This window comes from Gulosibacter sp. 10 (genome assembly GCF_900163695.1).
Taxonomy (GTDB): domain Bacteria; phylum Actinomycetota; class Actinomycetes; order Actinomycetales; family Microbacteriaceae; genus Gulosibacter.
This window is the reverse complement of record NZ_FUIC01000019.1, coordinates 1-25,627: the sequence shown is the minus strand read 5'-3', so window position 1 is coordinate 25,627 and position 25,627 is coordinate 1. Positions and strand designations below refer to the sequence as shown.

The 25,627-nt window shown below is 65.7% G+C and carries 35 protein-coding genes and 1 pseudogene; 2 read left to right on the top strand and 34 right to left on the bottom strand.

Annotation, left to right across the window (positions count from 1 at the left end):
* Nucleotides 1-7: 7 nt before the first annotated feature.
* Nucleotides 8-772 (bottom strand): hypothetical protein, encoded by a 765-nt coding sequence (locus tag FM112_RS07730; RefSeq protein WP_140400623.1) that lies wholly within the window; start codon nt 770-772, stop codon nt 8-10.
* On the bottom strand, nt 769-3,876 hold the full coding sequence (locus FM112_RS07725; protein ID WP_087006040.1) for a phage tail tape measure protein: 3,108 nt from the start codon (nt 3,874-3,876) through the stop codon (nt 769-771). The genes FM112_RS07730 and FM112_RS07725 overlap by 4 nt, the downstream gene beginning before the upstream one ends.
* A gap of 23 nt (nt 3,877-3,899) precedes the next feature.
* Here FM112_RS07725 and FM112_RS07720 point away from each other — a divergent pair, with 23 nt between their 5' ends.
* Together FM112_RS07720 and FM112_RS07715 are read left to right on the top strand one after the other, a co-directional pair.
* Complete coding sequence (locus tag FM112_RS07720) at nt 3,900-4,307, top strand: hypothetical protein (RefSeq protein WP_140400622.1); 408 nt, start codon at nt 3,900-3,902, stop codon at nt 4,305-4,307.
* A gap of 62 nt (nt 4,308-4,369) precedes the next feature.
* Nucleotides 4,370-4,801, top strand: a complete 432-nt coding sequence (locus tag FM112_RS07715) for a hypothetical protein (protein WP_140400621.1) — start codon at nt 4,370-4,372, stop codon at nt 4,799-4,801.
* Here FM112_RS07715 and FM112_RS07710 read toward each other — a convergent pair.
* The 32 genes and pseudogenes from FM112_RS07710 to FM112_RS16835 all read right to left on the bottom strand — a co-directional run.
* Nucleotides 4,790-5,080 carry a hypothetical protein gene (locus FM112_RS07710; RefSeq protein ID WP_087006030.1) on the bottom strand — a complete coding sequence of 97 codons (291 nt, stop codon included), beginning with the start codon at nt 5,078-5,080 and terminating at the stop codon, nt 4,790-4,792. The genes FM112_RS07715 and FM112_RS07710 overlap by 12 nt on opposite strands.
* Before the next feature lie 83 nt (nt 5,081-5,163).
* On the bottom strand, nt 5,164-5,685 hold the full coding sequence (locus FM112_RS07705; RefSeq protein ID WP_140400620.1) for a hypothetical protein: 522 nt from the start codon (nt 5,683-5,685) through the stop codon (nt 5,164-5,166).
* Between the two features lie 90 nt (nt 5,686-5,775).
* A complete protein-coding gene (locus FM112_RS07700) occupies nt 5,776-6,315 on the bottom strand; it encodes a hypothetical protein (RefSeq protein WP_087006024.1) in 540 nt (179 codons plus the stop codon).
* Complete coding sequence (locus FM112_RS17185) at nt 6,315-6,458, bottom strand: hypothetical protein (RefSeq protein ID WP_176386725.1); 144 nt, start codon at nt 6,456-6,458, stop codon at nt 6,315-6,317. The genes FM112_RS07700 and FM112_RS17185 overlap by 1 nt, the downstream gene beginning before the upstream one ends.
* 452 nt (nt 6,459-6,910) lie before the next feature.
* On the bottom strand, nt 6,911-7,285 hold the full coding sequence (locus tag FM112_RS07690; protein WP_087006017.1) for a hypothetical protein: 375 nt from the start codon (nt 7,283-7,285) through the stop codon (nt 6,911-6,913).
* Nucleotides 7,278-7,676 (bottom strand): DUF6093 family protein, encoded by a 399-nt coding sequence (locus FM112_RS07685; protein WP_140400619.1) that lies wholly within the window; start codon nt 7,674-7,676, stop codon nt 7,278-7,280. The genes FM112_RS07690 and FM112_RS07685 overlap by 8 nt, the downstream gene beginning before the upstream one ends.
* Entirely contained in the window at nt 7,673-8,062 is a 390-nt protein-coding gene (locus FM112_RS07680; RefSeq protein WP_176386724.1) for a Gp19/Gp15/Gp42 family protein, read from the bottom strand. The genes FM112_RS07685 and FM112_RS07680 overlap by 4 nt, the downstream gene beginning before the upstream one ends.
* 10 nt (nt 8,063-8,072) lie before the next feature.
* Complete coding sequence (locus tag FM112_RS17180) at nt 8,073-8,351, bottom strand: hypothetical protein (RefSeq protein ID WP_176386723.1); 279 nt, start codon at nt 8,349-8,351, stop codon at nt 8,073-8,075.
* Between the two features lie 62 nt (nt 8,352-8,413).
* Nucleotides 8,414-9,310: a phage major capsid protein gene (locus tag FM112_RS07675; RefSeq protein ID WP_087006006.1), complete on the bottom strand. Its 897-nt coding sequence runs from the start codon at nt 9,308-9,310 to the stop codon at nt 8,414-8,416.
* A 51-nt stretch (nt 9,311-9,361) separates the two neighbouring features.
* Entirely contained in the window at nt 9,362-9,922 is a 561-nt protein-coding gene (locus FM112_RS07670) for a hypothetical protein (RefSeq protein WP_087006003.1), read from the bottom strand.
* 76 nt (nt 9,923-9,998) lie between these two features.
* Nucleotides 9,999-11,249 carry a hypothetical protein gene (locus tag FM112_RS07665; RefSeq protein ID WP_087006000.1) on the bottom strand — a complete coding sequence of 417 codons (1,251 nt, stop codon included), beginning with the start codon at nt 11,247-11,249 and terminating at the stop codon, nt 9,999-10,001.
* On the bottom strand, nt 11,249-12,688 hold the full coding sequence (locus FM112_RS07660; RefSeq protein ID WP_087005997.1) for a phage portal protein: 1,440 nt from the start codon (nt 12,686-12,688) through the stop codon (nt 11,249-11,251). The genes FM112_RS07665 and FM112_RS07660 overlap by 1 nt, the downstream gene beginning before the upstream one ends.
* An 8-nt stretch (nt 12,689-12,696) precedes the next feature.
* Nucleotides 12,697-14,379: a hypothetical protein gene (locus tag FM112_RS07655; protein WP_087005994.1), complete on the bottom strand. Its 1,683-nt coding sequence runs from the start codon at nt 14,377-14,379 to the stop codon at nt 12,697-12,699.
* 9 nt (nt 14,380-14,388) lie between these two features.
* Nucleotides 14,389-14,838, bottom strand: a complete 450-nt coding sequence (locus FM112_RS07650; protein WP_087005991.1) for a hypothetical protein — start codon at nt 14,836-14,838, stop codon at nt 14,389-14,391.
* 551 nt (nt 14,839-15,389) lie between these two features.
* Entirely contained in the window at nt 15,390-15,674 is a 285-nt protein-coding gene (locus FM112_RS07645; RefSeq protein WP_087005987.1) for a hypothetical protein, read from the bottom strand.
* Between the two features lie 602 nt (nt 15,675-16,276).
* Complete coding sequence (locus FM112_RS07640) at nt 16,277-17,041, bottom strand: helix-turn-helix domain-containing protein (RefSeq protein ID WP_087005984.1); 765 nt, start codon at nt 17,039-17,041, stop codon at nt 16,277-16,279.
* A 91-nt stretch (nt 17,042-17,132) separates the two neighbouring features.
* On the bottom strand, nt 17,133-17,438 hold the full coding sequence (locus tag FM112_RS07635; protein WP_087005981.1) for a hypothetical protein: 306 nt from the start codon (nt 17,436-17,438) through the stop codon (nt 17,133-17,135).
* Nucleotides 17,431-17,742, bottom strand: coding sequence for a hypothetical protein (locus FM112_RS16850; protein ID WP_140400618.1), 312 nt, complete (start codon nt 17,740-17,742; stop codon nt 17,431-17,433). Before FM112_RS16850 ends, FM112_RS07635 begins: the two co-directional genes overlap by 8 nt.
* Nucleotides 17,735-18,211, bottom strand: coding sequence for a hypothetical protein (locus FM112_RS07630; protein ID WP_087005977.1), 477 nt, complete (start codon nt 18,209-18,211; stop codon nt 17,735-17,737). Before FM112_RS07630 ends, FM112_RS16850 begins: the two co-directional genes overlap by 8 nt.
* On the bottom strand, nt 18,204-18,668 hold the full coding sequence (locus FM112_RS07625) for a hypothetical protein (protein WP_087005974.1): 465 nt from the start codon (nt 18,666-18,668) through the stop codon (nt 18,204-18,206). The genes FM112_RS07630 and FM112_RS07625 overlap by 8 nt, the downstream gene beginning before the upstream one ends.
* Nucleotides 18,661-19,005, bottom strand: coding sequence for a hypothetical protein (locus FM112_RS07620; RefSeq protein WP_140400617.1), 345 nt, complete (start codon nt 19,003-19,005; stop codon nt 18,661-18,663). The genes FM112_RS07625 and FM112_RS07620 overlap by 8 nt, the downstream gene beginning before the upstream one ends.
* Nucleotides 18,989-19,324 (bottom strand): hypothetical protein, encoded by a 336-nt coding sequence (locus tag FM112_RS16845; RefSeq protein ID WP_140400616.1) that lies wholly within the window; start codon nt 19,322-19,324, stop codon nt 18,989-18,991. Before FM112_RS16845 ends, FM112_RS07620 begins: the two co-directional genes overlap by 17 nt.
* On the bottom strand, nt 19,314-19,688 hold the full coding sequence (locus FM112_RS07615; RefSeq protein ID WP_087005968.1) for a hypothetical protein: 375 nt from the start codon (nt 19,686-19,688) through the stop codon (nt 19,314-19,316). Before FM112_RS07615 ends, FM112_RS16845 begins: the two co-directional genes overlap by 11 nt.
* A gap of 263 nt (nt 19,689-19,951) precedes the next feature.
* A complete protein-coding gene (locus FM112_RS07610; RefSeq protein WP_087005965.1) occupies nt 19,952-20,437 on the bottom strand; it encodes a single-stranded DNA-binding protein in 486 nt (161 codons plus the stop codon).
* A 181-nt stretch (nt 20,438-20,618) separates the two neighbouring features.
* Nucleotides 20,619-21,299: a DNA cytosine methyltransferase gene (locus FM112_RS07605; RefSeq protein WP_087006075.1), complete on the bottom strand. Its 681-nt coding sequence runs from the start codon at nt 21,297-21,299 to the stop codon at nt 20,619-20,621.
* 8 nt (nt 21,300-21,307) lie between these two features.
* On the bottom strand, nt 21,308-21,751 hold the full coding sequence (locus FM112_RS07600) for a hypothetical protein (RefSeq protein ID WP_087005963.1): 444 nt from the start codon (nt 21,749-21,751) through the stop codon (nt 21,308-21,310).
* Nucleotides 21,678-22,526 carry a hypothetical protein gene (locus tag FM112_RS16840; protein ID WP_140400615.1) on the bottom strand — a complete coding sequence of 283 codons (849 nt, stop codon included), beginning with the start codon at nt 22,524-22,526 and terminating at the stop codon, nt 21,678-21,680. Before FM112_RS16840 ends, FM112_RS07600 begins: the two co-directional genes overlap by 74 nt.
* A 14-nt stretch (nt 22,527-22,540) precedes the next feature.
* Nucleotides 22,541-22,666 carry a hypothetical protein gene (locus FM112_RS17550; protein ID WP_254910413.1) on the bottom strand — a complete coding sequence of 42 codons (126 nt, stop codon included), beginning with the start codon at nt 22,664-22,666 and terminating at the stop codon, nt 22,541-22,543.
* Nucleotides 22,667-23,264: 598 nt separating this feature from the next.
* Nucleotides 23,265-23,648 (bottom strand): hypothetical protein, encoded by a 384-nt coding sequence (locus FM112_RS07590; protein ID WP_140400614.1) that lies wholly within the window; start codon nt 23,646-23,648, stop codon nt 23,265-23,267.
* A 14-nt stretch (nt 23,649-23,662) separates the two neighbouring features.
* On the bottom strand, nt 23,663-24,241 hold the full coding sequence (locus FM112_RS07585) for an ERF family protein (protein WP_087005953.1): 579 nt from the start codon (nt 24,239-24,241) through the stop codon (nt 23,663-23,665).
* Nucleotides 24,234-25,118 carry a YqaJ viral recombinase family protein gene (locus tag FM112_RS07580; RefSeq protein ID WP_087005950.1) on the bottom strand — a complete coding sequence of 295 codons (885 nt, stop codon included), beginning with the start codon at nt 25,116-25,118 and terminating at the stop codon, nt 24,234-24,236. Before FM112_RS07580 ends, FM112_RS07585 begins: the two co-directional genes overlap by 8 nt.
* A pseudogene (locus FM112_RS16835) lies at nt 25,115-25,627 on the bottom strand (hypothetical protein); the annotation flags it as partial. The pseudogene FM112_RS16835 and the gene FM112_RS07580, both read right to left, overlap by 4 nt.

Genomic DNA, 25,627 nt, shown 5'->3' with positions numbered 1-25,627 from the left:
GCGCCTCCTAGTAGTACGTGTCCGTCACCGTCAGCTCGAGCCGCCCCGACCCCGTGGCATCGAAATACACCGGCCCGCCGCCGGACGGGATCAGCGGCATACGACCCCGCAGGTCCGTGCCGATCGACACGCCCGCCTGATCCACCGCCCACGCCCGCCGGGTATCGACCTCCACCCAGCCACCGGCCGGGATCGACCTCGACACGCGCACCGCCCGGCCCCCGGCCCGCACCTCTAGCGCGGACAGCGGCCCGACGAGTCGCAGCACCGGCCACGCGTCCGCGGTCCCGAGATGCTCCACCTCGACCGCACCACCCGCCGGGACCGTGACCGTGCGGGTGCGGCCGTACTTGAGTGGGTCCGCGGCCTTCCACGTGACCTCCCAATCCGCGGCCGGATCCCCGAGGTCGTACCGCTCCCGAAACAGCGGCTTCCCGCGGACCCCGGCAGTCACCCACCGGGTTTCGCCGAGATCCTCGACCGTGAGCACATCCCCGCTCGTGGGTAGCGCCGCGAGCTGGTCCCGCATCCGCGCAAGATCCGCCCACGTGCGCACCAACGCGAGACCGCCCGCGACAACCGTGCGGGCGCGGCGGCGGGGCTGCACGGCATGATCGCCGTCGCCCCACCGCTCCACGTCACGGTCCTGTACCTCCACCGGGCCCCAGCCCTCGAACTCCTCCACACCCCACCCGAATGCGGAGTGTTCGTGCTCGTGCTGCCCGAACGCGGTAAACCCCGACCGGGTTCTGAGGACCATGGAAGGATTCACCGGTAGCTCCTCATCTCGTCCGCGAGGGCACGCTTCGCTTCGCGTCGCATCAGCGACACGAGTTCCGCGCCACTCATCGCCTCTGTCACTGTCACGTTCTGACTGAACGACATGCCACGATCCGGGGAGGACACGTTCACGACCGGCGCGGACGCCTGGTAGCTCGCCTGCTGCAGCACGCCACCATCCGCGTACTCCCGCCAGTACCCGAGCCGGTCCAGCGCCTCGAGGGCGTAGCCAATGTTCTGCTTCTCGAGCCCGGGTTTCCCGGAGATGTACGCCTCCCACCGGGTCTCTGGCTCAGCGAATTTCACGATGTTCGCGCCGCCAGGGTAGATCCCGGTCGGCACGTTCCGGCGGATCCCACCAGACGCGTACTCATCAAACCCGCCGTAGGCGCGCAACGTGCCAATCTGACGGATATAGGCGCCGACCGTGATCGTCTTCCCGTTGAGTTGATCGATCGACCACTCAGCCCCAGACGTATCGGCCTCGACATCGACCGAGCCGTCCTGCGACTCAATCCATGCCACAAGCCCGTCCATCTCTTCCCGAGCCTTCTTATCGTTCAGCTCGGTAGAGATCGCGTACGATCCATCAGTCAGCTCGACCACTGCGTATCCCAGCGATTCGAGCTGCAGCCGCGCCTCCGCTGTCAGCGCATCGACCGTGACCGTGTTCGTCTTGCTGCGGTCCATCTCCTGCAGCAGGCCGAGGATGTAGGTGAGTTCGTCAGCGACCGTGCTCGTGTTGATCCGATATTCGGTCTCGAGATCTTCTGGGAGCATGAACAGCTGGTCCGCGAGAGCTTCGGCTTCCTCCGCGCTGCCAGTCATTGCCGTGGCCAGCTCGATGAACTTCTCCCGCCCATCTGCGATAACCGCGGCGTACTCCTCTAGAGGAGCCTGGGAGCCAGCAAGATCAGCGGCCCAATTGTTGGTCGTCTCTGCCAGATCGAGCAGCGCCGACATGTTCTCGCGCCCGGCCTCGGTGGTCAGGTCGAGATTCACCCCGTTCTTCTCGAGCGAATCATTCGCCTGATCAACCGCCTGATAGAACCCCATCTCGGCATTGATGAGCCCCGACACTAGGTCGTCATACTCCCGGATGGCATCCGCGAGAGCAGAGATCTGCGCCTCAGCCTCCGCCGCAGCAGTCTCTTGCGCCTCAAGTTCCTCTGCGAATGCCTCCGATGAGCTAGACGCATTGCCGATCGCCCACTCAGCGAGAGCAAGCTTCTCCTCGTACGTGTCGAGCTGGCCTTCTACAATCCCGAGGCCGGCCGCTTGGTCCCGGAGCTGGTCCCGGTACATCGGCATCCGGTCCAGCAGGGAGACGATCTGATCGTCAGTGAGATTCGCTTCCTCCGTGATCTGCTTGAAAGCCTCCGCCGCGGCAGGGGCGTCCGACTCTCCGAGATCGCGGAGCGCTTCACCTAGGGCATCAAAGGTGCGAATGTCATCGCGAGCCTGAGATGAGGTCTCGTACCACGCCTTGTTGGTCTCATCGATTCGCTCGCCAAGGTTCGCCATGAGTTCGGCGGCTTCCTTCGCGTCATCTCGCCAGCCGAAAACCTCTCCGATAGATGTGTTTCGACTCATCGCAGCCGCCATCACGTCCGCGGCCGAGGTAGCATCCTTGAGCGCGTTCACCGCGTCATCTGCCGAAGCAGTAACGGCATCTAGCGCCGCCTGCCCGAGTTCTAGCGCCGCCCACACCGCGGTCAGAGCAATCCCGCCCTTGAGGGAGAACAGCCCTCTCAGTGCGGTCATTGCCCCAGTCGTGTTCACCCCGAGAGTGAGTAATGCCGCGTTGGTCGCCGCGATCTTGGGGATGAGCGTGAGGAAGGCGCCACCAGCCAGCAGAACGCCTGCGGCCACGACCCCACCCCAGGCTGCGAGTTGCAGCATGGGTCCGTCCGATCCCGAGATCATGTCAGCGACCGAGCCGAGTCCGGATGCTACGAGCTCAAGGGCTGGTAGCAGGTGCGTGCCGATTGAGATCCCTGCTTCGGTGAATCGGTTACGGAGGATGCCAAGCTTTGATTCGGTAGTGCCGTAGCGAAGCTCAGCCTCTTCCATGAGCGCGATGTTCTCTTCATACGCGGCGTTGCCCATGTCCATGGCCTCAGAGAACGTGCCGGCAGCTCCGGAAGCTCGCAGCAGCGCATCACGCATCCGTACTTCGGTGATTTCGAGATCCGCGAGAATGCCGAGCGTGGATGATCCTTGCGACTCGGCGTCTGCGAGGCCCTGCACGAACGCTGTCAGCGCTGCAGCCGAGTCCTTCCGCCAGAGCGTTGCGAACTGGTCCGCGGTCATGCCTGCGACAGCGGCGAACTGTTCGAGCCGGTCGCCGCCCTCCTCGACCGATGCGGCGATGTCGATCATGACCTTGGACATGGCCGAACCGCCGGCCTCAGCCTCGATACCTACCGAGGAGAGCGCAGTTGCAAGGCCGAGGACTTCGCCCTCGGTGAACCCAACCTGGGCACCGGCACCTGCGAGCCGCATCGCCATCTCGAGGATGCTGGATTCCGTGGTGGCGAAATTGTTGCCGAGCCCCACGATGGCGGACCCAAGATTCTCGGCCTCGCTCTGCGACGTGCCCATGATGTTCATGAACTGAGCGAGCGACATGGCAGCCTGCTCAGCAGAAAGGTTCGTTGTCTCTCCAAGGTCGATCATCGTGCGCGTGAACCCGACAACATTCTCGGTCTGGATACCAAGCTGGCCGGCTGCTTCTGCGACCGCCGCGATTTCCTCGTGCGATGCAGGGAGCACGGAAGTCATCTCGCGCAGGCCGTCCTCGACCATCGACAGCTGCTGCGGCGTCCCATCGACCGTCTTGAGCACACCGGTCCACGCCGATTCCCAGTCGACCGCCGCTTTCACGCCGAGGCCAAGGCCGGCAGCAATCGCACCGCCAGCGATGAGCATCTTTCCGCCGATGTTCTCGGCGGCGGAGGACCACTTCTCGCCCCACTCGTCGATGTTCTCCGAACCCATCTCGAGCTCCCGCGTCGACCGGGCCGCTTCCTGCATGCCACGCACGTAGTTCGCTACGTCCGCGCGCAGAACAACCTTCACCGACTTATCGACCACAAAAGCCTCCTAAGATGGGGGGCATGAAGCGCCCACTCTTCGCCGCGAGCGCGGCCTGTTTTCTCGCACTCGCCGGCTGCGCAGCGGGCGGACCGAAAGCGGAAACAAGCCCTGATGAGACCCCCGCCGCGGTCACAGAAGACTCAGAAATTACGACCGCGCTTGACGCATGCGAGGCATACGACGACCACCTGCGAAGCCAAGTCACCGACGCCATCCGAGAGAACGACTCCGACGCCGCTTCGGGACTGGTGCCCACGCTGGTGACGATCCTTGACGTGACCGAAGGCGATCTTCGTCAGGAGTTTGAGAAGCAATACGCCGCGCTGAGCCTGATCAGCGACGGCCACGAGGTGGCCGAGGACCCCGCTCCCGCAAACATTGAGATCTCGAATCTTTGTCTCGACGTGTACGCGGAGGCGTACCCCTAATCGAGTGCCGGGGTCACTTTCACGGACTTATCGACCACAGGAAACCTCCTAGGATGAGAGACATGGAGCCTCACGACAACGACGCCTTCGAAGCGCTCGTGCAGCGAAAAGCGGACCGCGAACTTGACGCCAAAAAGGCGGCCCAAGACGAGGCCCGGGAGGCGGTGAAGAACCGCCGCAAGAACTGGATCGTCCTCGGCGTGCTAGCTGTCGTCGTAATCGGTTTGGCAGCGTGGGTCATCACGCCCTACCTGCCATTCGCTGCGAAGAATGCGGCGGTAGATGCCTGTCACAGCAGCGTCGAGCGACGCCTTAAAGACCCGTCCACCGCGAGCTATAGCGGCGAGACTGCGATAGAGACTTCGGACAATATTTGGGAGGTGTCCGGCACTGTCCGTTCAACCAACAGTTTCGGTGCAGTCGTCCCCGCGTCCTACTCCTGCACGGTGCACACGGGCGACATGACGATGGTGATCGACATGTCAATCGAGTGACACGGCCCACATGAGCCCTGCCCCGTCACTCTTCGGGTTGTCCTTCTCCCACTTCCGCCGCGCCTGCTCCTGAGCACGCACCGCGAAATTCGTGCGCTTCTCAACCCGGAACCGGTACTTGTTCGCCGGGTCCAGTTCCTCCTCCACCGGGATACCCCGGGGGGAGATCTGTTCCTCCGCGATCCGAGCCGCCTCGAACAGTTGAATGTCCTCGTCCGTGAACTCCCGCTCCCGGACCACAAGAAACCCGCCCTCCCCATCAGGGGTGAGGCGGGTCACGGGCTCCTCTCCCCACAACCGGCGCGGGGAGATGCCCAGCCGCTCCGCAAGCCGAATCTCGGCGCGGGTCTGCGGCTGGGCCGTCAGGCTTTTAGGAGACTCCCGAACGACTGCTCAGTAGTGGAGCCGTTGACCTCGATGACGGCGTTCACGAGCGCGGTCATGTCCGCGTTCCCCACCGACCGGAAAAACTCAGCCCACTCGTCCTGGCCGGGCTGCTCCTCTTCCTCGCCGTCGAGGACGCGGCCGTACTTCTCGAGCGCGTCGACCGCGGCGCCGGTGATGTCGAACCCGTACCGGGCGGCGCCGGGGTCCTGCTTCGCCGCGTCCTTCGGGAGCGGGTTCTTGAGGCGGATCAGCTTCCACTCCTGCAAGCCGAGGCACGCGTACACGCGTACCGTCAGCGCGTCCTCCCGGTGGGCTTCCACCCACTCATCGAGCGCTTTCTGCGCGGACGCGCGGTTCGGCGCCGCGAGCCGACCCGTCTTCATGCCCGCCTGCAGCACGGCACGGAGCAGCTCGTCATGCTGCACCACAAGCGCCCCGTCCAGTACTACGGGTACGTCCTTGTAGCGGCGGGAGACACGCTCCGTCGCCCTACTCATCCGAGACATACGTTTCTCCCTCTGAAAAGTCTGTCCCTCTGCTCGTGTGCCGTGCGGGCAGGCCAGAGGGAACCTGCCCGCACAGATCTGCTACGGGGTGGGGCCGGCGACGAGCGCGACATCCTCACGCACGAGACCCGCAGTGGAGAGCGTGACCGTCTTCGTGTGGTCCTCACCCTCCGCGGGCTGGTTCTTCCGCTTCCGACCGCACTTCACCGGGAACAGGTCCACGATGTCGCCCGCCGCGAAATCCTGGTCGTGGTCGATACCCCAGCGGGTGAAGAAAATGTAGCGTTCGCCCACGGTCAGGAACCGGTCGAGGGACGTGTCCCCCTCGGGCAGTTCCGGGTTCCACACGTACGTGACCTCGAGCGTGTCCGTCTGACGGCCCTCACGCTGAATCGTGAACGGCGACGTGAGCCGGCGGCCCTCCGAGGTCTCGTTCTGCGGCGTGTGGTTCCACCCGTCCGGGGTGATGTCATAGGTGACATCCAGCGCCGTCGCGCCGTTGAGGAGCGCCGCAGACACCTGCGTAGGATCCTCCACCTCGTCCGCGGCCACGGCCATGACGACGAGGTTGCCGTCAGCGATGAACCCCTCGTTGTACTGCTGATTCTTCTTGATCGCCATTACTTCGACTCCTTCCGGGCAGGCTTCGACTGCTCCTTGTAGAGCGGCGCGGCACTCTCCGGCACCTCGATGGTGCGGCCATCATGCGACCGCACCTGCACCTTCTTCGTCGGCTTCTCCGAGCCGTACTTGAACTGACCCATTTGGGGGGCCTCCTTAACTAGAGAAGCCCCGCACAAGGGCGGGGCGAAACAAAGGGGTTAGGCGGGGGTGGATGTGAACGCGTACGACGTGATCGCGGCCCACACCCGTGGACCCGAATCATCCGCAGCCAAGTCCGACGCGCGACGAGACAGCCGCGAACACGACCGCCCCGGCACGTCCAAGACGCGTCCCCGTCCGTCAGGGCGGAGAACACGATCCACGACCTCATCAGCCCACGACGCCTGATCCAGCGTCGACCCGACCGACATCACCGTGAACTGCAACACCTCACGACGCTGCGCGCCCGTGTGCCGATCCTGCACGTCCGCGTTCCGCCCCGGGACGACCACGACCCTCGGCATGCCGATATCCGGGTCATCATCCCCGACACAGACGCGGCCCGCGAGCGGACCCTGATTGATGAGGTACACGAACTCCGTCAGCTCGGCTCTCATAGCTGCATCCCGTCATCGAGAGCCTTACCGAGACCGGTCACGAAATCGTCCATGTTGTACTCGAGGGCGGGTTCCAGCGCCGGTTTCCGACCCGAGAACGGGTTGCCCGTCTCAAAGACCGGCGCGAGATTGCCCTGCCCCTGCGGGCGGGGGCCGATCTCCGCGCGGATATCGTCACCGGAGGACTTCATCTCGTACTCCATCGCCGCCGGATACTGGCGGGCATGCTTCCCCACCTGCGCCGCAGCGAGCGCACGAGCATCATCCTTCACATGCCGGGCCGTGACCTCCACAGCCTTCCGAATCAGCGGCATAGTCTTCGCCGGCACATGCTCGAGCGACGCGCGGAGGTGGGCGAATTCGTCATTCACGGATCTGCCTCACCTCCTGGCCACGGAACCGGCGCAGCGTGGACCAGCCGCCGAGCGGTCGATCGTTCAGCGTGATCTCCGCCCCGGCAGTGCCGGGCACGATGGACTCGAGTACCGTCACGACATGCCCGAGCGTGATGCCCTCGCTGCCGTGCACGGGGAACTTCACCTGCACCTCGGTGACGGAGACGAGCTTCCCGCCCGACTCCACCACCTCGGCCGAGGCGCGCACCACCTGCGCGGGGCCCTCCCACACCGTGGTGCGCTGCTCCTCGATCTGCCCGGTGTCCTCGTTGAGCACGCCCTGCTCGACATGCTCGACGCGGACGCGTTCCGTGAGGGCCTGTTCCTGGATCGCTTGGAGCTGCCCCAGCATCGCGGGCGACATCATATGCCCACCTGCAGACTGAACGCTCCCGGCACCCGCCACCCGGTGATGGGGAGCGGCGCGAGATCCTCGATGTCCTCCTCGGACAGGTACAGTTTGCCCGCCGAGGAGTCCGAATCGATCGTGGCCTGCGCCCCATCCGACGACACCTGACGGTACGCGTTTGGGTTGCGGGCCTTGCGCTCCACCATCCGCGTGAGCACCCGCTTCACCGTCGTTTCCGACAGGTACGCGGGCGCGGATTCCGCCATGCTCATGCGGGCATCCAGGTCACGCACGTGGCGCCGCAGGATGTCCTCGGCCTGCGCGATCCAGTTCGGGATGACGCGGAGCTCATCCGGGGTGAGCGTGCGTTCGATGACGCCCTGCACCTCGTCCGTGGTGATCACGACGCCCCCTTTACGCCTCGGGAAGGCGCGCCTCGATTGCGGCGAGGCGCGCTTCGAGCCCCGTGATCTTCGCGATCGCGAGATCCGGGATTCGCGCGACCGCGAACGTCCCCGAGGTGATATCGGCCGCCGGGTGCTTATGCCCTGCGGGCGGGAACTCCTCCGGCTTGCCCGGAAGCGTCCCCCAGGTCACCTCGGCGATGCCCTGCTCGATGTGGTTGAGGCGGTCAGCGGTGATCGGCGTTCCACCGTCTTCGCCATCCGCCCATGTCTGCGGTTCGTACGCCATGCGTCATACCTCCATGGGGTGTAAGCCCGGCCCGGGGAAGAGGGTCGACCCGGGCCAGGCGGCTAAGGGTTTTCCGGCTCGGTGATCTTCACGAACGACTCCACGTCGTTGATCATCCACCCGTACTCAGCTTCTGCACGGATCGCGACCAGGTTGTGCTCCCACAGCGACGTGAGCTGACCGTTGATGGTGACCGTCGCCTCGGTCGACACGTCGTAGGAGATGCCCCCGACGACGCCCCAGATCGCCTGCGCCCAGTTCCCGGCGAAGCCCACGATCTCATCGCGGGCGATGCCCTCCGAGTACAGCGCCTGGCGGCGCAGGAGACGACCACCCGACAGCGACGTGTCCTCGTAGGTCGCGTCCACGAACAGCGGCCGGCCGTTCAGGTCGGTCGCCGCGTTGAACGTCGGCTCCGTCGTGTCATCGAACGCCCACCCGGTGAGCTTCTTCTTGTCGTCCACGAGCAGCTTGAGGGCCGCGTTCACGTCGCCGTACACGCCGCCGTCAGCCTGCGCCGCGGTCCCGAGACCGACCGCCTTCGTGGTCTGCGCCACGTACTGGCCGAACGGGGTGTCCACGCCATGGAGCGCGGCGGCGTCGAACGCGATCGCGAACGCCTCCGCGATGTCCGACCGGAGAATGTTGATGTAGTTCCCCGGGTTCGCGCGCACGACTTCCGCGGAGACCACCGCGATAGCGGCGATCTTGTGCGGCTTCATCGACTTGAGGCCGAGGGAACCGCTCGTAGCGGGCTTCTGACCGCCCTCAGACACCCACCCGGCAGTGGGCTTCGACGTGACGACCGGGATCTCCTCGCCGTTGATGCCCAGCGGCACCTTCCGCGCGAGGGACTGCGCGATCGACTGCTTCTGCGCCTCCTGGAAATAGGCCTGCGCCTCGTTGGGCTTGAGAAAGCCAGCGAACTCGCTGGTCTTAGTAGGGGCCGTAATCGGCATGACTGCTCCTTAACAGAAAAGGCCCCCGTTCTGGGGGCGAATCGGGTGGCATCACTTGATGCCGAGCTTGGTTTTCAGCGCGTGCTCGATCCCATCCCCGTTCAGCGGCAGCGCGCTCTGCGCGCCGAGGCCGAAGCTGGAACCGGAGCCCTCGTCCTTCTGGCGGACGAGGTACTGATGGTTGGTCGCCACGTCGTCCAGCAGCGTGTCCACCGAGCTGGTGTCCACGCCCTCGTCCGTGACCGTGATCTCCGACACCCGGTCACCGAGGAACAGCAGCGCCGCTTCGGGCTCGTGGAACCCCTTCGCCGCGGCACGCTCCCGCACCGCCAATGCCGTCAGTTGCTGCTCGAAGGTCTTCCGAGCCTCCTGAGCGCCTTCCTGCCGGGCCTGCGCAAGCGCGGCTTCCTGGTCGGTTTCCGTGTGCTTCTTCACGATCTCGCCCAGCTCGTCCGCGGGCAGGCCGAGGTCCTGGAACGCTTTCAGCGCCGTGCGCGCATCGTTGCGTTCCTCCTTCATGCGGTCCAGAGCACGTTTGCCGGCATCGCCGAGCTGCTCTTCACCGCCCTCTCCCTGGCCGGGCGTCTGCGTGGTGTCAGTGGTTTCCGTCATGGTGTGATCTCCGATTGCATCGATCAGTAAGGGGCATGGCCCCGGTGGATCCCTGCCCGTTGCGGGAGGGAAGCTTCTACAGCACTCCGAGCTTGATCGCGAGGGCACGCACCTGCGCGGCACCCTCCCGTCCGGAGTTGAGGAACGCGAGCTGTTCTCGCCATTGCCGGTCGATCAGTTCGCGTTCTTTCGCGGTCAGCAGGCGGTTCCCGAACGGGTTCCGCCCCGCGACTGCTGCTTCATGTGCGAGATACGACTGGTGGAAGCGGCGCTCGCCAGCGGTCTGTGTGGCCGGGTTGAGGATGTCCCTGGTTCCCGACTGCACCGCGTCCCGGTAGGACTGCGTTGCCCCCGGGCGGGTTCCGCCACGGCCCATCGCGCCCGCAGACCAGCCCCACGGGGATCCACCCCGGTTCCCAAGGACCGCGCCGCCGGACACCTGCCCCTCGGGGAGGATAAACCCGTGCTCGGCCATGAGCTCGATCGCGCGACCCCGGTTCCCGTGCGACTGCACGAGAATGTCATCGATCGTGACAGTCGGGGAATCGTATCGGCGCGCCTGCCAAGTGTGCCCGGTCGAGGCGCCACGGTTCCGCACGTTGCGGACCCGGTACATGTCGGCGCCATCCCGGATAGCCTGCGCGTCGGCCTCGCCGAAGAGCGCGTTCTGCTCCCGTTCCGAAAGCCTGTGAAAGTACTCGTACGGGTCCGTGCGCAGCTCGGTCATCGACTCCCGCGCGGGGACATGCCGACAATCACAGCCCGGATGCCGCTCGAACCCTTCATTCCAGCGGAACCACTTCCCCGCGAGCAACAGACAGTCGGGGCAGGACGGCGGGTTCAGCATGCGCACGAACCCAGTCGTCGGCGGAGACGAGGCGATCGCCGTGGACAGCGCGTCCGACGACGCCCCGGTGATGGAATCCAGCGTCAACCGGCGAAGAAACAGTTCCCCGCCGCGGAGAGCCTGCTGTGCAGTCACGCCCTGCGCGATCTGCTGCTTCGCCTCCACCACCGCATGCCGGGCCGCCGCCGACACAACCCCGCCAGACGGGGTGGCCCCCGCGAACGCGGCGACATTCACCCGGCCAGCGAGTTGCAGCGGCACGCCGACCTCGGTGCCCTCCGCCACCGCGTATTCCACCGCCGAGGCCGCGGAGTACGCTTGCGCCTGCTCGATCGTCGCCGTGATCCGAGGACCGGCGGTCTGCCAGGACAGGTCGAAATCCTCGCCCATGCGACGCCACTGCGCCCGCACCTCACGGACCGCGGACGACCTGATCGCCTGCGACTCCTGGTAATGCTTCACCGAAGCCGAAGGCAGCATCAGTCCTCCACGGTCACATCCTGGAACGGCCGCTCGATCTGCGACAGGGCACGGGTGAAGGACTCATCGTCCATCTGCTGCATCCACGTGTTCACCTTCTGATCGGTCGCCCCGGGGATCATCTCGAACCCGGCGCGGTGCGGGAAGTCCACGGCGATGAGCTTCGTGATCGCGTCCACGATCTGCGAGAACGAACGCGCTTCCGCATCACCCCAGGAGGCTTCCGCCGCGGGGTTCCACTCATCCGCGGGCTTGCCCGCCGCGATCCACGCGAGTTCCGCGACTTCCGTGACGCCCTCATCCGCGGCGTGCTGCAGCTCCTTGATGAGCGACGCGAACGCGGACTCCGCGCCCGCAAGCGCATCGCCGGTGAGGTTCGACATCTTCTGCGGCATGTACTGCGTGGGGATCTGCCCCGTCGCGAAGAACGTGTTCAGGAACGAGTCGTAGACGTGCGTGTAGTTCGCGAGGTTCGATTCCGGCATGTCGAACACCTTCGTCTGCTCCCCCGGGAACGTGAGCAGCCTGTCCACGCCGACCTTGCCGATGTCCACCAGCACGGGTATGGGCTGGCCGTTGTCATCGAGCCGCAGCTTCCCGTCCTCGTCAGTCTGATAAGCGATCTGCCCGTTCTCATCCAGCACGCGCGGGTCAAACCCGGTGATCACCCGCTGACGGAACGCGGAGAACTGCATCGCGAGCAGCATGTTGAAGCGGATCGTGTTGAGGCTGTCCTGCTGGTTGATCATGTGATCCAGCCCGGACCACGGCTCCCCGTTCGCTCGCGCCTTGTAATCGAACGTCGCGAACGGCACCCGGCCGAGCTGGTTAGGTAGCCGCTTCACCGGCTCCCACTGCCCGCCGTCCTTCTTCTCGTACCGGTACCGGTGCTCGCTGTCGTACACGAACCCGATCAGATCCTCGACCTGCTCCGTCCCGAAACTCGTCAAGCTCGAGACCTTGAGGATCTTCACGCCCCAATCGGTCACGAACGGATCCTCGTCAGAGGGATGCAGATAGACGTTCTCCATCGACTCGGGCCGGATCTTCGGGATGCCGTTCTCACCCGGCCACACCGACACCATCCCGAGTCCGTGCTTCATGATGTCCGCGAACACCTGCGACTGGCGTTTGCCCCACTTGTTCGCCTGGAACCATCGCCAGATCTCCGAATTCGTGACGTTGCGTTCCTCGTCGGTCTCACCGATACCAGCCCGCACGCCAGTGACGTTGAGGCGCTGCACCGGCGCGGACACGTACAGGTCCGTCCAGTTCGCGATCGAGTACTCACGGAGCACCTGATACTCCCGAGTCGCGCCCTTCGGCGCAAACGGCAGATCCTGCTCGCCCCGCACGTACGCCTCGCGTCGCGCGACCTTCGGCGCCCGATTCTCAATCCGCGCTTCCCCGTAGCGGAGGCGGTCGAGTGCGTCAGCCATGCGGCCCCCTAACTAAACCCGAACACCGCATGCGAGATGCGGGGTTTCTCCGGTTTCGACCGGAGCCCCTTCGCGAGCGCGTCCATGACTGCCTCGTGCGCGAGCACGCCAGACATGGCCACGTCGATCTTCAAATGCGGCTCCGGCTTACCGATGATGTACATTTCCCCGCTGCGCGCACGAGTGATCGCGTGCGACACGCACCGTTCCATCCACTCGCACCCGTCATGCGTGAACCGCGACTCCGACGCCGTGGAATCATGCCGGAACCGCTCGAGCCCAGCGTGCATGTTCTTGATCGAGTTCGTCGGCCACCGCACCACCCGCTCGGGCCCGTGCGTGTCCGCCCAGTCATCGATCTCGGACTCCCACCAGAACGGGTCGTAATAGCCCCGGACGACCTCGAAGCGCCGGTGAATCTGCCGAACCGCCTCGCGAACCTCCTGGCGGGGAATCTCCCCACCCCACTCCTCGGGCCGCCACACACACAGTCGCTCCACGCCCCCCACCGTGTAGGTGGGCGTGAACTGGTGCTGGTCCAGGGTCTCGAGCCTGATCGCCGTCCAGTCGTCGTTCTTCGACCCGTCCATGCCCAGCCCCACACGGGCGCCGGGGAACACGTCGATCTCCGACCGCTTCCCGCGATACGCGGAAAGCAATTCATCCGTGAACCACTTGTGCTTGCCCCGCACGTCACGGTTCCCGAAGAACCGCTCCGCCTGACCCGGGTCACGCTTCGCCGTCGACGCCGCCTGCGCAAGGATCGTGTCCACCGACACCCACGGCGAATCCCGGTACACGTACTCGATGATCTCGCGCCGCTCATCCGCCACATCAAACCGAAGATTCGACGGCGGCTTGTCCCAGTACACGAACACATCGTGGTCGTTCTGCTCAATCTGGATCTGCGCCGCGGAATTCTCCGCCGGGTCATACGCGTTCGTCGTCGCGAGTGTGCGGCCGTTCATGCCCGCCGCGCCACGATCCTGCGTGTCCGCGAACTCGAGCATGTTCTGCTTCGCGCCCGGGTTCGCCATCCACGTCCCAAACTCGTCCTGCAACGCGAACGAGATCGGGTTGCCCAGCTTGGTCCTGGCCTTCGCCGTCACCACGTCGATGCGGTCCCGGTTCTCGCTCAGAGACCCGCCGAGCACGCGGATGAAGCCCTCACGGACCTGCAGCAGCGGCGACAAGACCGGCGCGCCAACCATCTCCGTCAGCGGCCCGTACACGTTCGCTACCTGATCCTCCGCGAGCGCCGCAAGCTGAATCAGCGGCGACGGGTGCCGGCGGCCCATCGGCTCGCCCGGCTCGTACTCGTACACCCACCCGCACGGGCAGCCGTTCTCCGAGCACTCATACACATCACCGCGCTTCGCCCACCCAGCAAACTGCGACGGGCCCACGGCCTCGCCGGCGACCACGCCAGCCGACCACGGACCCTTGCCCGACTTCTGCGGGCCCACGATGATGCCCTTGCGGAACGTAAACGCCTGCGCACCAATCGGCCGGCCACCCTCGAGCGCGGCAGTCTCCCGCACCCGGTAGAAACTCGCGGTGCACCAGTACTGCCACCGCGACTGCTCAAACGGCTGCCCACGATCCCAGCCATCCGGGATCACCAGATGCTGTGCATACCAGGCGTCGAGGAGATGACCGAGCGTCGGGAAATCGATCCGCAGCTCAGCCATCGCACCCTCCTAGCCAGTCACGACATCGAACCTTCGCCGCCGCTCCTGCGCCGTGGACTCCGACTTCTTCGCCGCACGCTTCACCGCGGTCTCGTCCTCCACGACCTTCCAGCCGTTCAGGCTCATGCCCTGCGGCGTCAGCCCGATCTCGTCACGAAGCCGCAGCATCGCCGTCACATCCGCGGCCTTCGCCTCCGGCCCCTCGACCCGAACCGACACGCGAACGTAATGCGCTACCGCGTCCTGCCGCCACTTCTCCCGCGACCAGCACGACGCCTGCGGATACCGCCACAGCCGACGCCACAGCGCCAGCTCCCGACGATGCGTCTCCTCCGTCAACTCGGTCGAGAGCGCACGGTACGGCTTGCCCTCATCCGAGAGTTCCGTCACGTACACATCCAGCTTCGGCAGCGGGAACACCGGCACGTAACCCTTGAACCCCTTCGCCGGAAGCTCCACGTACTCCCTGCCCTCAGAGCGGGCCGAGAACGGATTCGCAGGAGGGCCAGAGCGCGCCCGAGCGCCACCAGAACCCATCCCAACCACCTCCTTGACACCTGTAAAGCAGAAACGTTTTGAACCCACCACGCGCTTTTTTCGCATCCCCGGCGGTACTGGTCCGCTGGGTGAGAATGGGTGGCCCCACCCCTTGTTGCGGGTGGGGTCGAGGCGCGTGTTCGAATGTTGTTCGAATGGTTGGTGTTGGTCAGTGTGCAGCGTTGTGGGCTTTGGTGCCTGCTGCGGAGAGGTTGCAGTGCGCGTGCTCTGGTCCTGTCCAGTCGTCGCGCCTGTCTGTGTGGCCTAGGTGCCAGTCGTGGGCGGCGGTGACGTGGTGTCCGCACTTGGGGCATGCTGGGTGTTCGCCTGTGGCGAGGCGTTGCTGCCAGTGTCGGCGGAGGCGGTCGTGGGTGGTGTCGTAGCCTCGGGCTTGTCGGGGTCCGCGTGCACGGTCTTGGGTCCGGGTGTGCTCGGGGCATCGGGTGGTGCCGGTGAGTTCGGGGCAGCCTGGCTCAGCGCATCGTCGTAGTGCTGGCATCGCTGGTGATCTCGTCGGGCCTGGGTTGCGTGAGGCGGTCGACTAGCCATCGGCTGCGCTCGGTGCGCTCGGTGCGCTCGGCACGGATCGTCTCGGCTTCGTCGTCCGTGACTCGACGTGCGGTCGACCATGCACCGGCTGCGTAGACCACGGCGAGACGGGACCCGTCGTAGACGTGGAGCGTCCCGGTCGTGGCCTGCACCGTGAATGTGTCGGCGGTGATGAAGTCATCACTGCCGCGGGTGGTGACGTGGATCATTCGTTGCCCCTGTCACTTTGCGCATCGCCCTTCATGGCGTCCACGTACGTGGAGATGTCTGCCTTCAGCGTCACCGTGTCCATCATGCCTCCCGGCTTGTGTGTCTACCCCTGGCCTCGGCTGTGCACCCGGTGGGTCTGCCAGCGGGCCAGGGAAGAAAAAGCCCCACCAGTCCCGGAGGACGGTGGGGAGCTATGAGCGCCGGGATACGCGTGCCTCCCGGCCAGGGCCTCGTGTGACGTTGTAGCCGCCAGTGTGCGGCCTCTGACGCGGCCTGTGGCCGGGGCGTCAGGCAATCGGCACTCGTCCGGCATGTTGCAGCCGGTGCGCCTGCGCGTTTCTCTTGGCCCGGGAGCGCTATGCCCGGTGCAGCACCCGCCGCGGTACGAAAGGCTAAGCTCCCGCGGCGGATTGCCAAGCTGTGGGGCGCGCTCGCCATGAGTCGCACGACCAGAAGCGGGCACCCTCATGGGGCGATGCATGTCCCGCGTAGACCTAGTGGAAACGACGAAACCCCCGAGAGGTGCAACCTCCGGGGGTCTCGTACACAGGCAGATCGCCTACGGCTGCAAGCCTATCACAGTCAGGCGCAATTCGGGGATCTACGATCCGACCTTGAGATTCAGCTTGCGGCGTGCCTCCGCGAGCTCCTGATGCTCCCGACACTCCGACCACTCGACCTGCGAGGTCCGCCCCGATTTGCGGCTCTCCACTGCACCGCCCGCGACCCAGGACTGCACCGTGCGGATACTCACGCCGAGGCGTTTCGCTGCCTCCCTGACGCTCAGCCACACCTCTGCCCGCATCACCGCCCCACAGCCGGCGCACACGCCCGAGTTGTGGGTGAGGTCTGCCCACACGTCTCGGACGCCGCACACCTGGCAGTGCCGGGGGCGTTGCGCGACCTCCCGCACCTCGAGCATGCGGACCTTCCGCGCGAGCCATTTCAGGTCATCCTCGGTGGCGTCCTGCCAGTGCGCGTAGAGCGGCGACGATGCAATGTCCGCCCATGTGCGGGTAAGGATGCCTGCGAGCAGTCCCGCGTCGCGTCCCGCCTGTAGGGGGTCGTCGGTCACGACCCTCCCGTAGCGGAGCCTGTCGCCACGGATCACGCCGGCGGCCTGCACATCCCGGGGCTGCACGTACTCCCACCCGGACTGTGCGCGGTCCCAGTAGTCGATGGCGTCGACGAGGATGCGCATGAGCCGGTCGAGGTCGTGGAGGGCGGTGACTCTGGCGGCGTCGGATGGGTCGCTGCCTTGCGCGGGCAGGTCGGAGGGCTGCGAGGACGGGATGATCTGCCCCGCGAGCTGCGCTGCGAGGTCAGCCGCTTCGCCGATTAGCTGCCTCACGTCGATTTCGGTCACGTGTCCTCCTCGTCCATGAAGTCGCAGTCGCTGATCACGCACACGTGCGTGCGGGCGTACAGCGTGGGGATCGTGACTACCGTCGCGTCACTCATGCGTCGTCTCCGTCCATGATCTTGAGCACCATGTATGTGACCTGACGCCGGCCAAACTCGTAGGCGCTATCAGGCACCGAATCTGCGAGCGGTTGGAGGAACTTCCGGATTGCGGCGAGCTTCGCTTCCGCCTTGCGGGCTCGCACGAAGAGCTCGGCGGCATCGTCCTTGAGCGCGTCCACCCGCTGCTCCGCGGCCTCCGCGCGCGCTCGCTGCGCCGAGCACGCGCACGGCGTCACCGCCGCAACCGCCGCCGCAATGCGCTCGATGCGCTCGATGCGCTCGATGCTGTCGCTACTCATCCCTCTGCTCCTCCTCTAGCCAGGCCATCGCCTCGACATCCCGCCCACCTCGCGGCTCCTGCCCATACGGATTTGACTCTCGGCCGGTGAGGCCACTGCTTTGATGAAACGCCCAGCAATCTCCGTACCCTTCTGCCCAAGCATTTTCCTTAACCCGGCGCAGCCAGGATTCGAATTGGGTATCGACCTCAGAAACGAATTCCGAGTCGAATTCAGTGGCGTTGACGTCGGGTAGTCCGCAGGTCTGGATCAGTCGATACGAAATCTTGACTTCGCTAGTGAGGTCCTCGGCCCACTCACTCATCGCTCTCTCCTAGCTCTCGCACGAGCACGAGATAGCAGTCGGTGTCATCCCAATCGTCATCGACAAGCCAGCGACCATCACGCTCCGTGTCGATACCGTCCGGCAGCTCAGGCGGGTAGTCACGGATGATGCATCCCGTGTAGGGCACGGTCCACCCATATCCCCACCGCCACTCGTGCAGGACACCGTGGAACTCGAACTCCTCCTCCCCACACCAGGGGATGGAATGATGGTCGGCTTCCACGTAAGCGCACGAGCAAGGCGTCTCCCACGGGCCATCGCTGGCATCGACACCGTCGACCTCGTGAGGCTTGCCACACTCCTGCCAGCCGCCGCACCCACCCGACACGGTGCACTCGACCGAGTACGTGTAAGCGTTGCTCCGGTCATGCTCGTCCGGTTCCCGGTACTGAGAGAGACGCTTGAGAAAATCTTCGTCTCTCGTGATCGTGATGATGTGCTTAGTCATCGCTCTCTCCAATCGCTGCACGCAGCACCTCGCGCGCAGCCGCGCGCCAAAGATCCACCGCGGGATAACGCTCTAGAAGAATCTGCTCCCAGCTGGCGGCGCCGGACGGCGTTTCCCGGCGAAGCGCATCCTCGTAAGCCGCTCGCGCGCCCCGCTCTACGGCCTCCGGGTCATCAGCGAGACCCCGCAGACGCTCGACCTCATCGAGCAGCGCGAGGACCGTCGGAGGATCAAACGTCTCGATATGCCGCAGATCCTCGTCCGTGCCGGACTCCCAACACGGGGAATCGAATCCATCCGAGGCGGTGTACTCACCGAGGATGATCTCGCCCCCAGAGCCCTCCGGCCATATGCCCCGGCTGTAGTGATCGTAGTCAGCCTCCCACGACCCATCCGTCGCTCCCGTCGCGACCGTGCGCAGCTCGGCAAGCCGCTCATCGGTAATCCGCTCAGACATCGAAAGCACCTCCCTCGCCAGCCTCAGCGGCCAAGATCTCCGCCGACTCCTCATCGACACCCATCTGCTCGAGGCGTTCCCGCATCTCCTGCTCGAGCACCTCATCCGTCTCGCTCAGGTACACGCCCACCGCACGAAGCTGCATGTCGGCCACGGCGAACATGCCGCCACGCAACGCTGCAATCGCGGCGTCCACCGCCGCGATCCCCTCCGGCGACCGCACATCGGATCGCAGCGGCCCATCCACGTAGCCGACGAACTCGCTCAGCGCCCGAGCCCGGGCCTCGAACGGCTCCCCGTCCGGCCCGCGGTTATCCAGATCACGAAGCAGATACATCAACCTCACCTCCCGCGAGCGCCGCGAGCACCGTCTCCGCGATGCCTCGGGCCTCCTCCCGGGCAGCATTCGCGCCCTCACTGTCAGGCATCACGCCCCGAAGACCTCCGCACTGCCACAGGGACTCGTCCCATGCAGCAGGATCGACACGACGAGCAGCCGCCTCGACCACGCTCTCGGGCGGGGCCGCGAGCGCCGCGAGCACGGCATCGGCGATGTTCTCGGCGTCGTCGTGTGCGAGAGCCCCGTACCCGCCAGGGACGCTAATCGTCCCCCCTGATACTGCTCCAACTATCGCATCTCGAAGCTCACTGCCCATCGTCGCTCACCTCCTCGTAAGTCTCCATGAAGATCGACTCTTTGATCGGGTAGAACTCGCCCTGCACGCCCCGGATGATCCAATCGCCCAGCTCCGCCTTCATGTCGCCCTCGAGCGTGCGGATCACCAGACACCCATCCGCGGGATCGATCGTCACGCCCGAGTCCGCGCCATTTCCCGGCTCGTCATCACACGGAGGCGAGACCGTGCCGATGTGCTCCGCAACCCAGCCATAGACTCGAGCCGCCTGCAGGTTCCGCGCGTACCCATCGCTCGACGGATCCACGCCCTCCGGGTACCGCTCCGGGAGGCGCATCGCCTCGATCGTCACCGGCCTCTTTCGGTACTTCTTCGGCTCAGTCATTGGTCGTCTCCTTGTCATCTCCGTCGAGCCCCAAAGTTTTGGGTAACTTTGGGGTGTGGCAGCCGCAGCCAGGGCGGCCGCAGGTCGAGTTGAACGGCATGCGCGTACACCGAGCGCAACACCGCTTCCGAGGTTGAGGACGTGCGGACACGTCCGGGACATGCACTTGAATCGGGAGGCCCATCAGGGCTCCTTTCCGGCCATACGGCCATCAAAAAAGCCGCCACCCTGAAGGCGGAGGCTAAATACTTGGGGGTGAAGGCCTAGAAAGGTGGCTCTTCACTCCATCCCTGGGCCTGCTGTGTGGCCTCTCCTGGGCCGAAACCACCCCGCCCCTCACTGGGGGACCAGGACGACGTTTGCGCGCCCCCAGCGGGCTGTGAGCGCTCCGCACGGGACACCTGTGCCGTCGCGTACCGAAGCGCGGGACCAATCTCGTCCACCTCGAGCTCGAAGACGGTGCGCTTCTCACCCTCCTTCGTCTCGTACGACCGCTGCTTGAGCCGCCCCTGCACGATCACGCGAGCGCCCTTCGACAGCGACGCCGCCACATGCTCCGCGTACTCCCGCCACACCGACCAGCGCAGATACAGCGGGTCGCCGTCCTTCCACTCGCCCGACTGCCGATCGAACTGCCGCGGTGTCGAGGCGACGGTGCCGTTCGCGACGGCCGTGCCGTTCTGCGTGTACCTGAGTTCCGGGTCCGCGGTGAGGTTCCCCACCACGGTGATAGTCGTTTCGTTAGCCATTAGTGTTTTCTCCTTCGTCGTTCTTGATAGATGTGCTCCAACACCCCCGCAGGGATACGAGGGAACAGCGCCGCGGCTGCGCTCATCGGCAGCCACGGCTTCGTGTACAACGCCTGAACGAGCGCGTCCACGTCATGCGCCCACGTGCCATCCGCGGCACGCGGCGGAGGCAGCACCACACTCATGCAGGCACCCCCTCGAGGTGCGCCATCAGCGCCCGGCCGATGTGCTCCGTATACGCAGGAGGGACCGCCTGCGTACAGCCATGCCAGTCGGCCCACTGCATGCCCATCGCGTCCCGCGCCTCCTCCACCGAGGTGGCTTTCCGGCCTCGTGAGGTGCCGTCCGGGCGGGACCAGTGCCGGGACCGGAGCGCGCCGTACACCCCCACGGGCGTCCCCTGGCCGGCGTGGTCGCACGGCAGCGCCTCGATCGGCACGCTCGACTCGAAAAGCCGGTGCCGTCGCACGGACAGCCCGAAGGACGACCCGCACAGCCTCACCGGATCACGCATCTCGGCCCGCGCGCCCTCGACGTTCTCGATCACATACGGCAACCCCGTCGCCTCGAGCAAGCCCCGCACGGCCGGGATCATCCGAGAGTGCTTCGACCGGTCAGGGGTGACCGTCGAGTAGCCCTGACACGGCGGAGACGCGTGGATCGCGTCGAAATCCGAGAGCGCGTACCCGATCACGGGATGCGCACGGCGGTCGAGGAGCTGCCGAAGCAGCTCGAGCGCGTCGCCAACGATCACGTCGTACGGGTACCGAGGCTGATCCTCGATGTCTACGCCGATGACGTCAAAACCGGCATCCGCATACCCCGCGGCCGCGCCGCCCTGCCCGCAGAAAAGATCCAGCATGAGCGGCCTCACGACTCCACCCCCCGGACGTCGAGGCTCGCGAGCCTCCGCTGAGCATGCTCGCGGACAAACACGCTCACGTCGTCGCGACGCGACATGCCCAGCCAGAACCGCCGCTCGTCCAAGAGCGAATCATCGGCCCGAGCGTCCGCGAGTTCCCTCTCGGCCCACGCGACCCTCGCCCGAGCCCGACGCCCCTGCTCCACCTCCGCGAGAACATCCCCCGGCTTCGGAAGGCCGAACTTGTCCGACGTCCATCCTCGGACCACTCGCACCAAAGCGGCCTGCGCCTCCTCAAACGGCACCCCGTCCAGAAGCACCGCCCACGTCGTCGCCTCATCCCGCAGCGCCTGCGCCTGATACTCCGCCGACGACTGGTCAGCAGCTTTCGATCGCTGCAGCATCGCCGTACGGGCGAACTTCACCAGCTTCGCCGCCTCCGAAATTTCCATGCTCCATCTCCTCCAACTGCTGAATCGCTAATCGCTCCGGGTCCACCCACGTGCTCGACCTCGACTGTGGGAGCTCATCCGTCCACCGCTCGCGGTTCAGCCACACGAGCAGCCCGGGGGTGAATCGCTTGTCCGTGGTCGCGGCGTAGGCGTCTCCGAACTTCGAGATCTCGCCAGCGAGCCATTCGGGGTCGTGCTGCTTGGCGAGCCGGGCGAACTTCTCGAGCGCGGGTTTCTTCTCAACCTTCTTCGGCCAGTGCTTCCACGCCTCCTCGAAGAGTCCGGCGATCTCTGATCGACGAAGAGACTGTTCCTCTGTTCCCCTGTTCCCCTGTTCCCCTGTTCCCCTGTTCCCCTGTTCCGGGAAGTGAGTACTCACTGAGCTATCACTGAGCAGCACTTGAGCATCAGGAGCGGGGCGGAGAATCCCCTGATCAGGCAACGGATAACGGCCAGGGGAAGGGCGGTTGATCTTCTGATGACGCGACCAATTCGTGACATGCAAAAACCCGCGCCCATCCACCTCATACCGGCCGATCAACCCCGCCGAAAACAAGCGATTGAGCCCTCCTGAAACACGATTGAGCGTGTCATGAGGACTCACTGAAAGGTCATGAGCGAACAAGTCGGCGGCGATAAACGCTGCCTCATCCACCCCGACCCCGTTGTCGTCCACATACGACCACAAGCCGATAAACAGCAGCCGATCCTCGATCTCAAGCCCCGACACATCCGGCGACCGCCAAAACTCAGGCTTAATGCTTCTGATCCTCACCGACTACCTCCCTCCTAGAATCCGGGGTCCGTGAACGCCTCCTCCACGCCCCCATCCGGCAGCAGCCACCAGGCATGCCCCGTGAGGTCGTAGAACGCGGCGTTCGCCGGCTGCCGCTCAGGGTTGCTACCAGACGGCAACGCCCACCCAAGATCCGCGCCACGCGCCCCGGAATGCGCAACGCCATGACAGCCCGAATGGTTCCCCCACCCGCACAGGTGGAGGATGTTCACGACCTCATCCCGGCCCCCACGGGACCGGAACTTGCGATGGTGCATCTCGCTCGCAGGGGCGGCCCTGCACCCCTCGCACACCCCGCCAGACCGTGCCTCGACGATCGCGCGGACACGCTTCGGGATCATGCCGCTACCCCCTCACGCCACAGCCGCAGGCACTCCGCCACACACCCCGCGCAGTTCCACCCCTCCGGGCGGTCACCGAGAGGACCGAGGCAGATCTGACAGCGCGTCACCGACGCCCGCACATACCCGGCCTTCTCCGCACGCCGCTCGCCTCTACGCGCCGCGTCAGCGGCCCGGCAGTCCACGCACCGGCAAGCGTGCGCCTGATAGCAGGTAGCCGTGCGACCGTGAGCATGACCGTCAGGGCACCGGCCCAGGCTCGCGCGACGGGACCGCTGACGCTCAGCCTGCCCCTCGACGCACGGCCGGCACCGGCAGCGGTGATGCCCATAGCACGTCGACGTCTCCCCGTGCCTATGCTCCGGCGGACACACCCTCACCGGAATCCCCCCGGCACATCACGAGCAGACGGCACCGACGGCGACGACTCCCACGCCTCCTGCCGGCGACGCTCCGAAGCGATCTCCGAACGGCACGCGTCAGCCTGCGCCGCGAACAGGTCCAGGCGCTTCCGCAGGCCCGTCACGAGCGCGTCAGACACCTCCGCCGCCTCGTACAAGCCGTCCTCGTCATCCGCGAGAATGCGCGCGTTCAGGTCCGGGACAGTGAGCTTCTCGCCCTCCCCGGCAGCCTCCGCCTTCAGGAGAATGCGTTTGCGTGCCGCGTAGCGTTCCCACGCGACCTTCGCCTGAGCCGCCTCACGCACCGCCTGCTCAAACGCCGCGGCCGCAGAATCCCACTCAACCAGCGTGCCGTTCAACCTCGCCTGCGCCGTCACTGCAGCTCACCAGCCCGACGCTGAATCGTCGCACCCACCGGCGCCTCCAACGGCGTGATCGCCGCGAGCAGACCCGCTTTCTGCGCCTCCTGCCAGACCGCACGCACCTCGTCCGCAGTCGAGCAGGCATCAAGCTTCTCCGCCCACACCGCCCACTCCGCACCAGTCAGCACGCGAGGCTTCGGCAACTCCTGCTTCGGCTTCGCCGCAGCATTCCCGTCGTCGTCCTCGTCCGGGGCGATGCCCGTCACCGCCGACAACGCATACCGTCTGGCATAGGTGATCTCCGAGCCCCGCTGCTGCGGGTTCCCCCCACCCAGCGGATAGTCACCCTCGACCTTCTCGCCGCTGGTGTGCTGCAGCTCGTAATGCAGCACGAACGCACCGTCGCGCATCGTCGGCGCCGCGACCCACGCGAGCCCCTGCCTCCCCAGCGCGGGGAGCACCACCGAGACGATATCTTCCAGCGCCGCATAGCGATTCTTGTAGTGCGGATTCACCGACCCCTTCCCCACCTTGGGGAGATCCGCCTGGAACGCAGCCAGCGCCGCCGTAAGCGTCTTGTGCTCACTCATCGTCTTCCTCCTTCACAGGCGTGACCGTCACGCGCGGCCCGCCCGGCTTCGTCGCCTTCTGAAACTGCCGGTGGAGATCCGGGTGCGCGGCCTTGAACGCCGTCGCATCGAACCGCGTCCCGGGCTTCGGGATCGACACCGTCACTTTCCCCAGCGGGGACTCCACCGAACCCCCCTCCGGGAACAAGCCCGCGATCGCATCCGCCGCCTGGTCCATGCGCTGCTGCGCAGCCTCGCGTGACTGCTTCGCGTCCAGGTACTCCGCCTGCCACGCCTCGACACCCATCACCGGGCCCTCGAGAAACCGATCCGCGAGCTCGATCAGCTCGAGAATCCTCTGCTCGTCCCGCTCAACCCACGACGACCGCACCGGGAACGCGTACGGCTCCGGCCAGTGCCCGTCATGCTGCTCCCACACCAGCAGACACCGCTCCGCACCCGTCACGTACATCTGCCACTGCATCTGATCCGCATAGGTAGTCGACCAGTAGTAGCCCCCGGACGGGTCGAGGTCATGCGACGAGGTCTTGAACTCCCCGATGAACAAGCGCCCGTCGAAATCCTCACCGAGCGCATCCGGGGACGCGAGATGCCGGGAATCCTCCCGCGCGTGGAACACTCGATGCTCCGGCTCAAGACCGAAACCACGCGCATGCTCCGCGATCACCGGCTCCCGCGCCACGCCCCACGACGTATGACGGTTCCCCGAGAACGTTTCCTCCCCGGCCTTGACGCGGCGAAGCTCCGCCTCGAACGCGGGCGACTTCGCGAGCTTCGCAACCTCCGTCGCCGTGATGCCCTCGCGCCGCTCCGCAAGCCACGCTTCCCGGTCCTCATCCGACGCGCCAGCGCGCGCCAGTAGATCCTGCAAACTCATGCCGCTTCTCCTATCTCCTCAATCACCAGCGCCACGCCGGCCTCTGCGGCGTGCTCGATCTCGCACCACGACCGCACGACAATCCCGTGATGGTCATCCGCGACCACCCCCGCATCCACCAGCCCATCTATCGCGGCTTTCAATGTCGGATTCGGTGCCGCGGAATCCCGCCGGCGTTTATCCGTCACCGACCACACGAGATGAATCTGGCAGCGCGAAAGTCGCGGAATACCCGCAGCACGGGCTCGCCATGCCGCCCTTTCGCGAATCTCCCTGGTTATCGGTGCTTTCGCCCGCCAATGTTTCCGGTCGTTCTCCCGCAGCGGCGGCGACTGATACCGCAGATCAAGCGTCCACGCCCGCATCCAGATCACCGCCCGCCCATAACGCGAGCGCGAAATACGACATGAAAATAAACGCGCACCCGAACGCGTTCCCGACACCGAGGCAAATAGGCTCTTCACGAACGAGGGTGTAGTCGAGGTCTGAAACCGCCGGCTTCGAGCAGA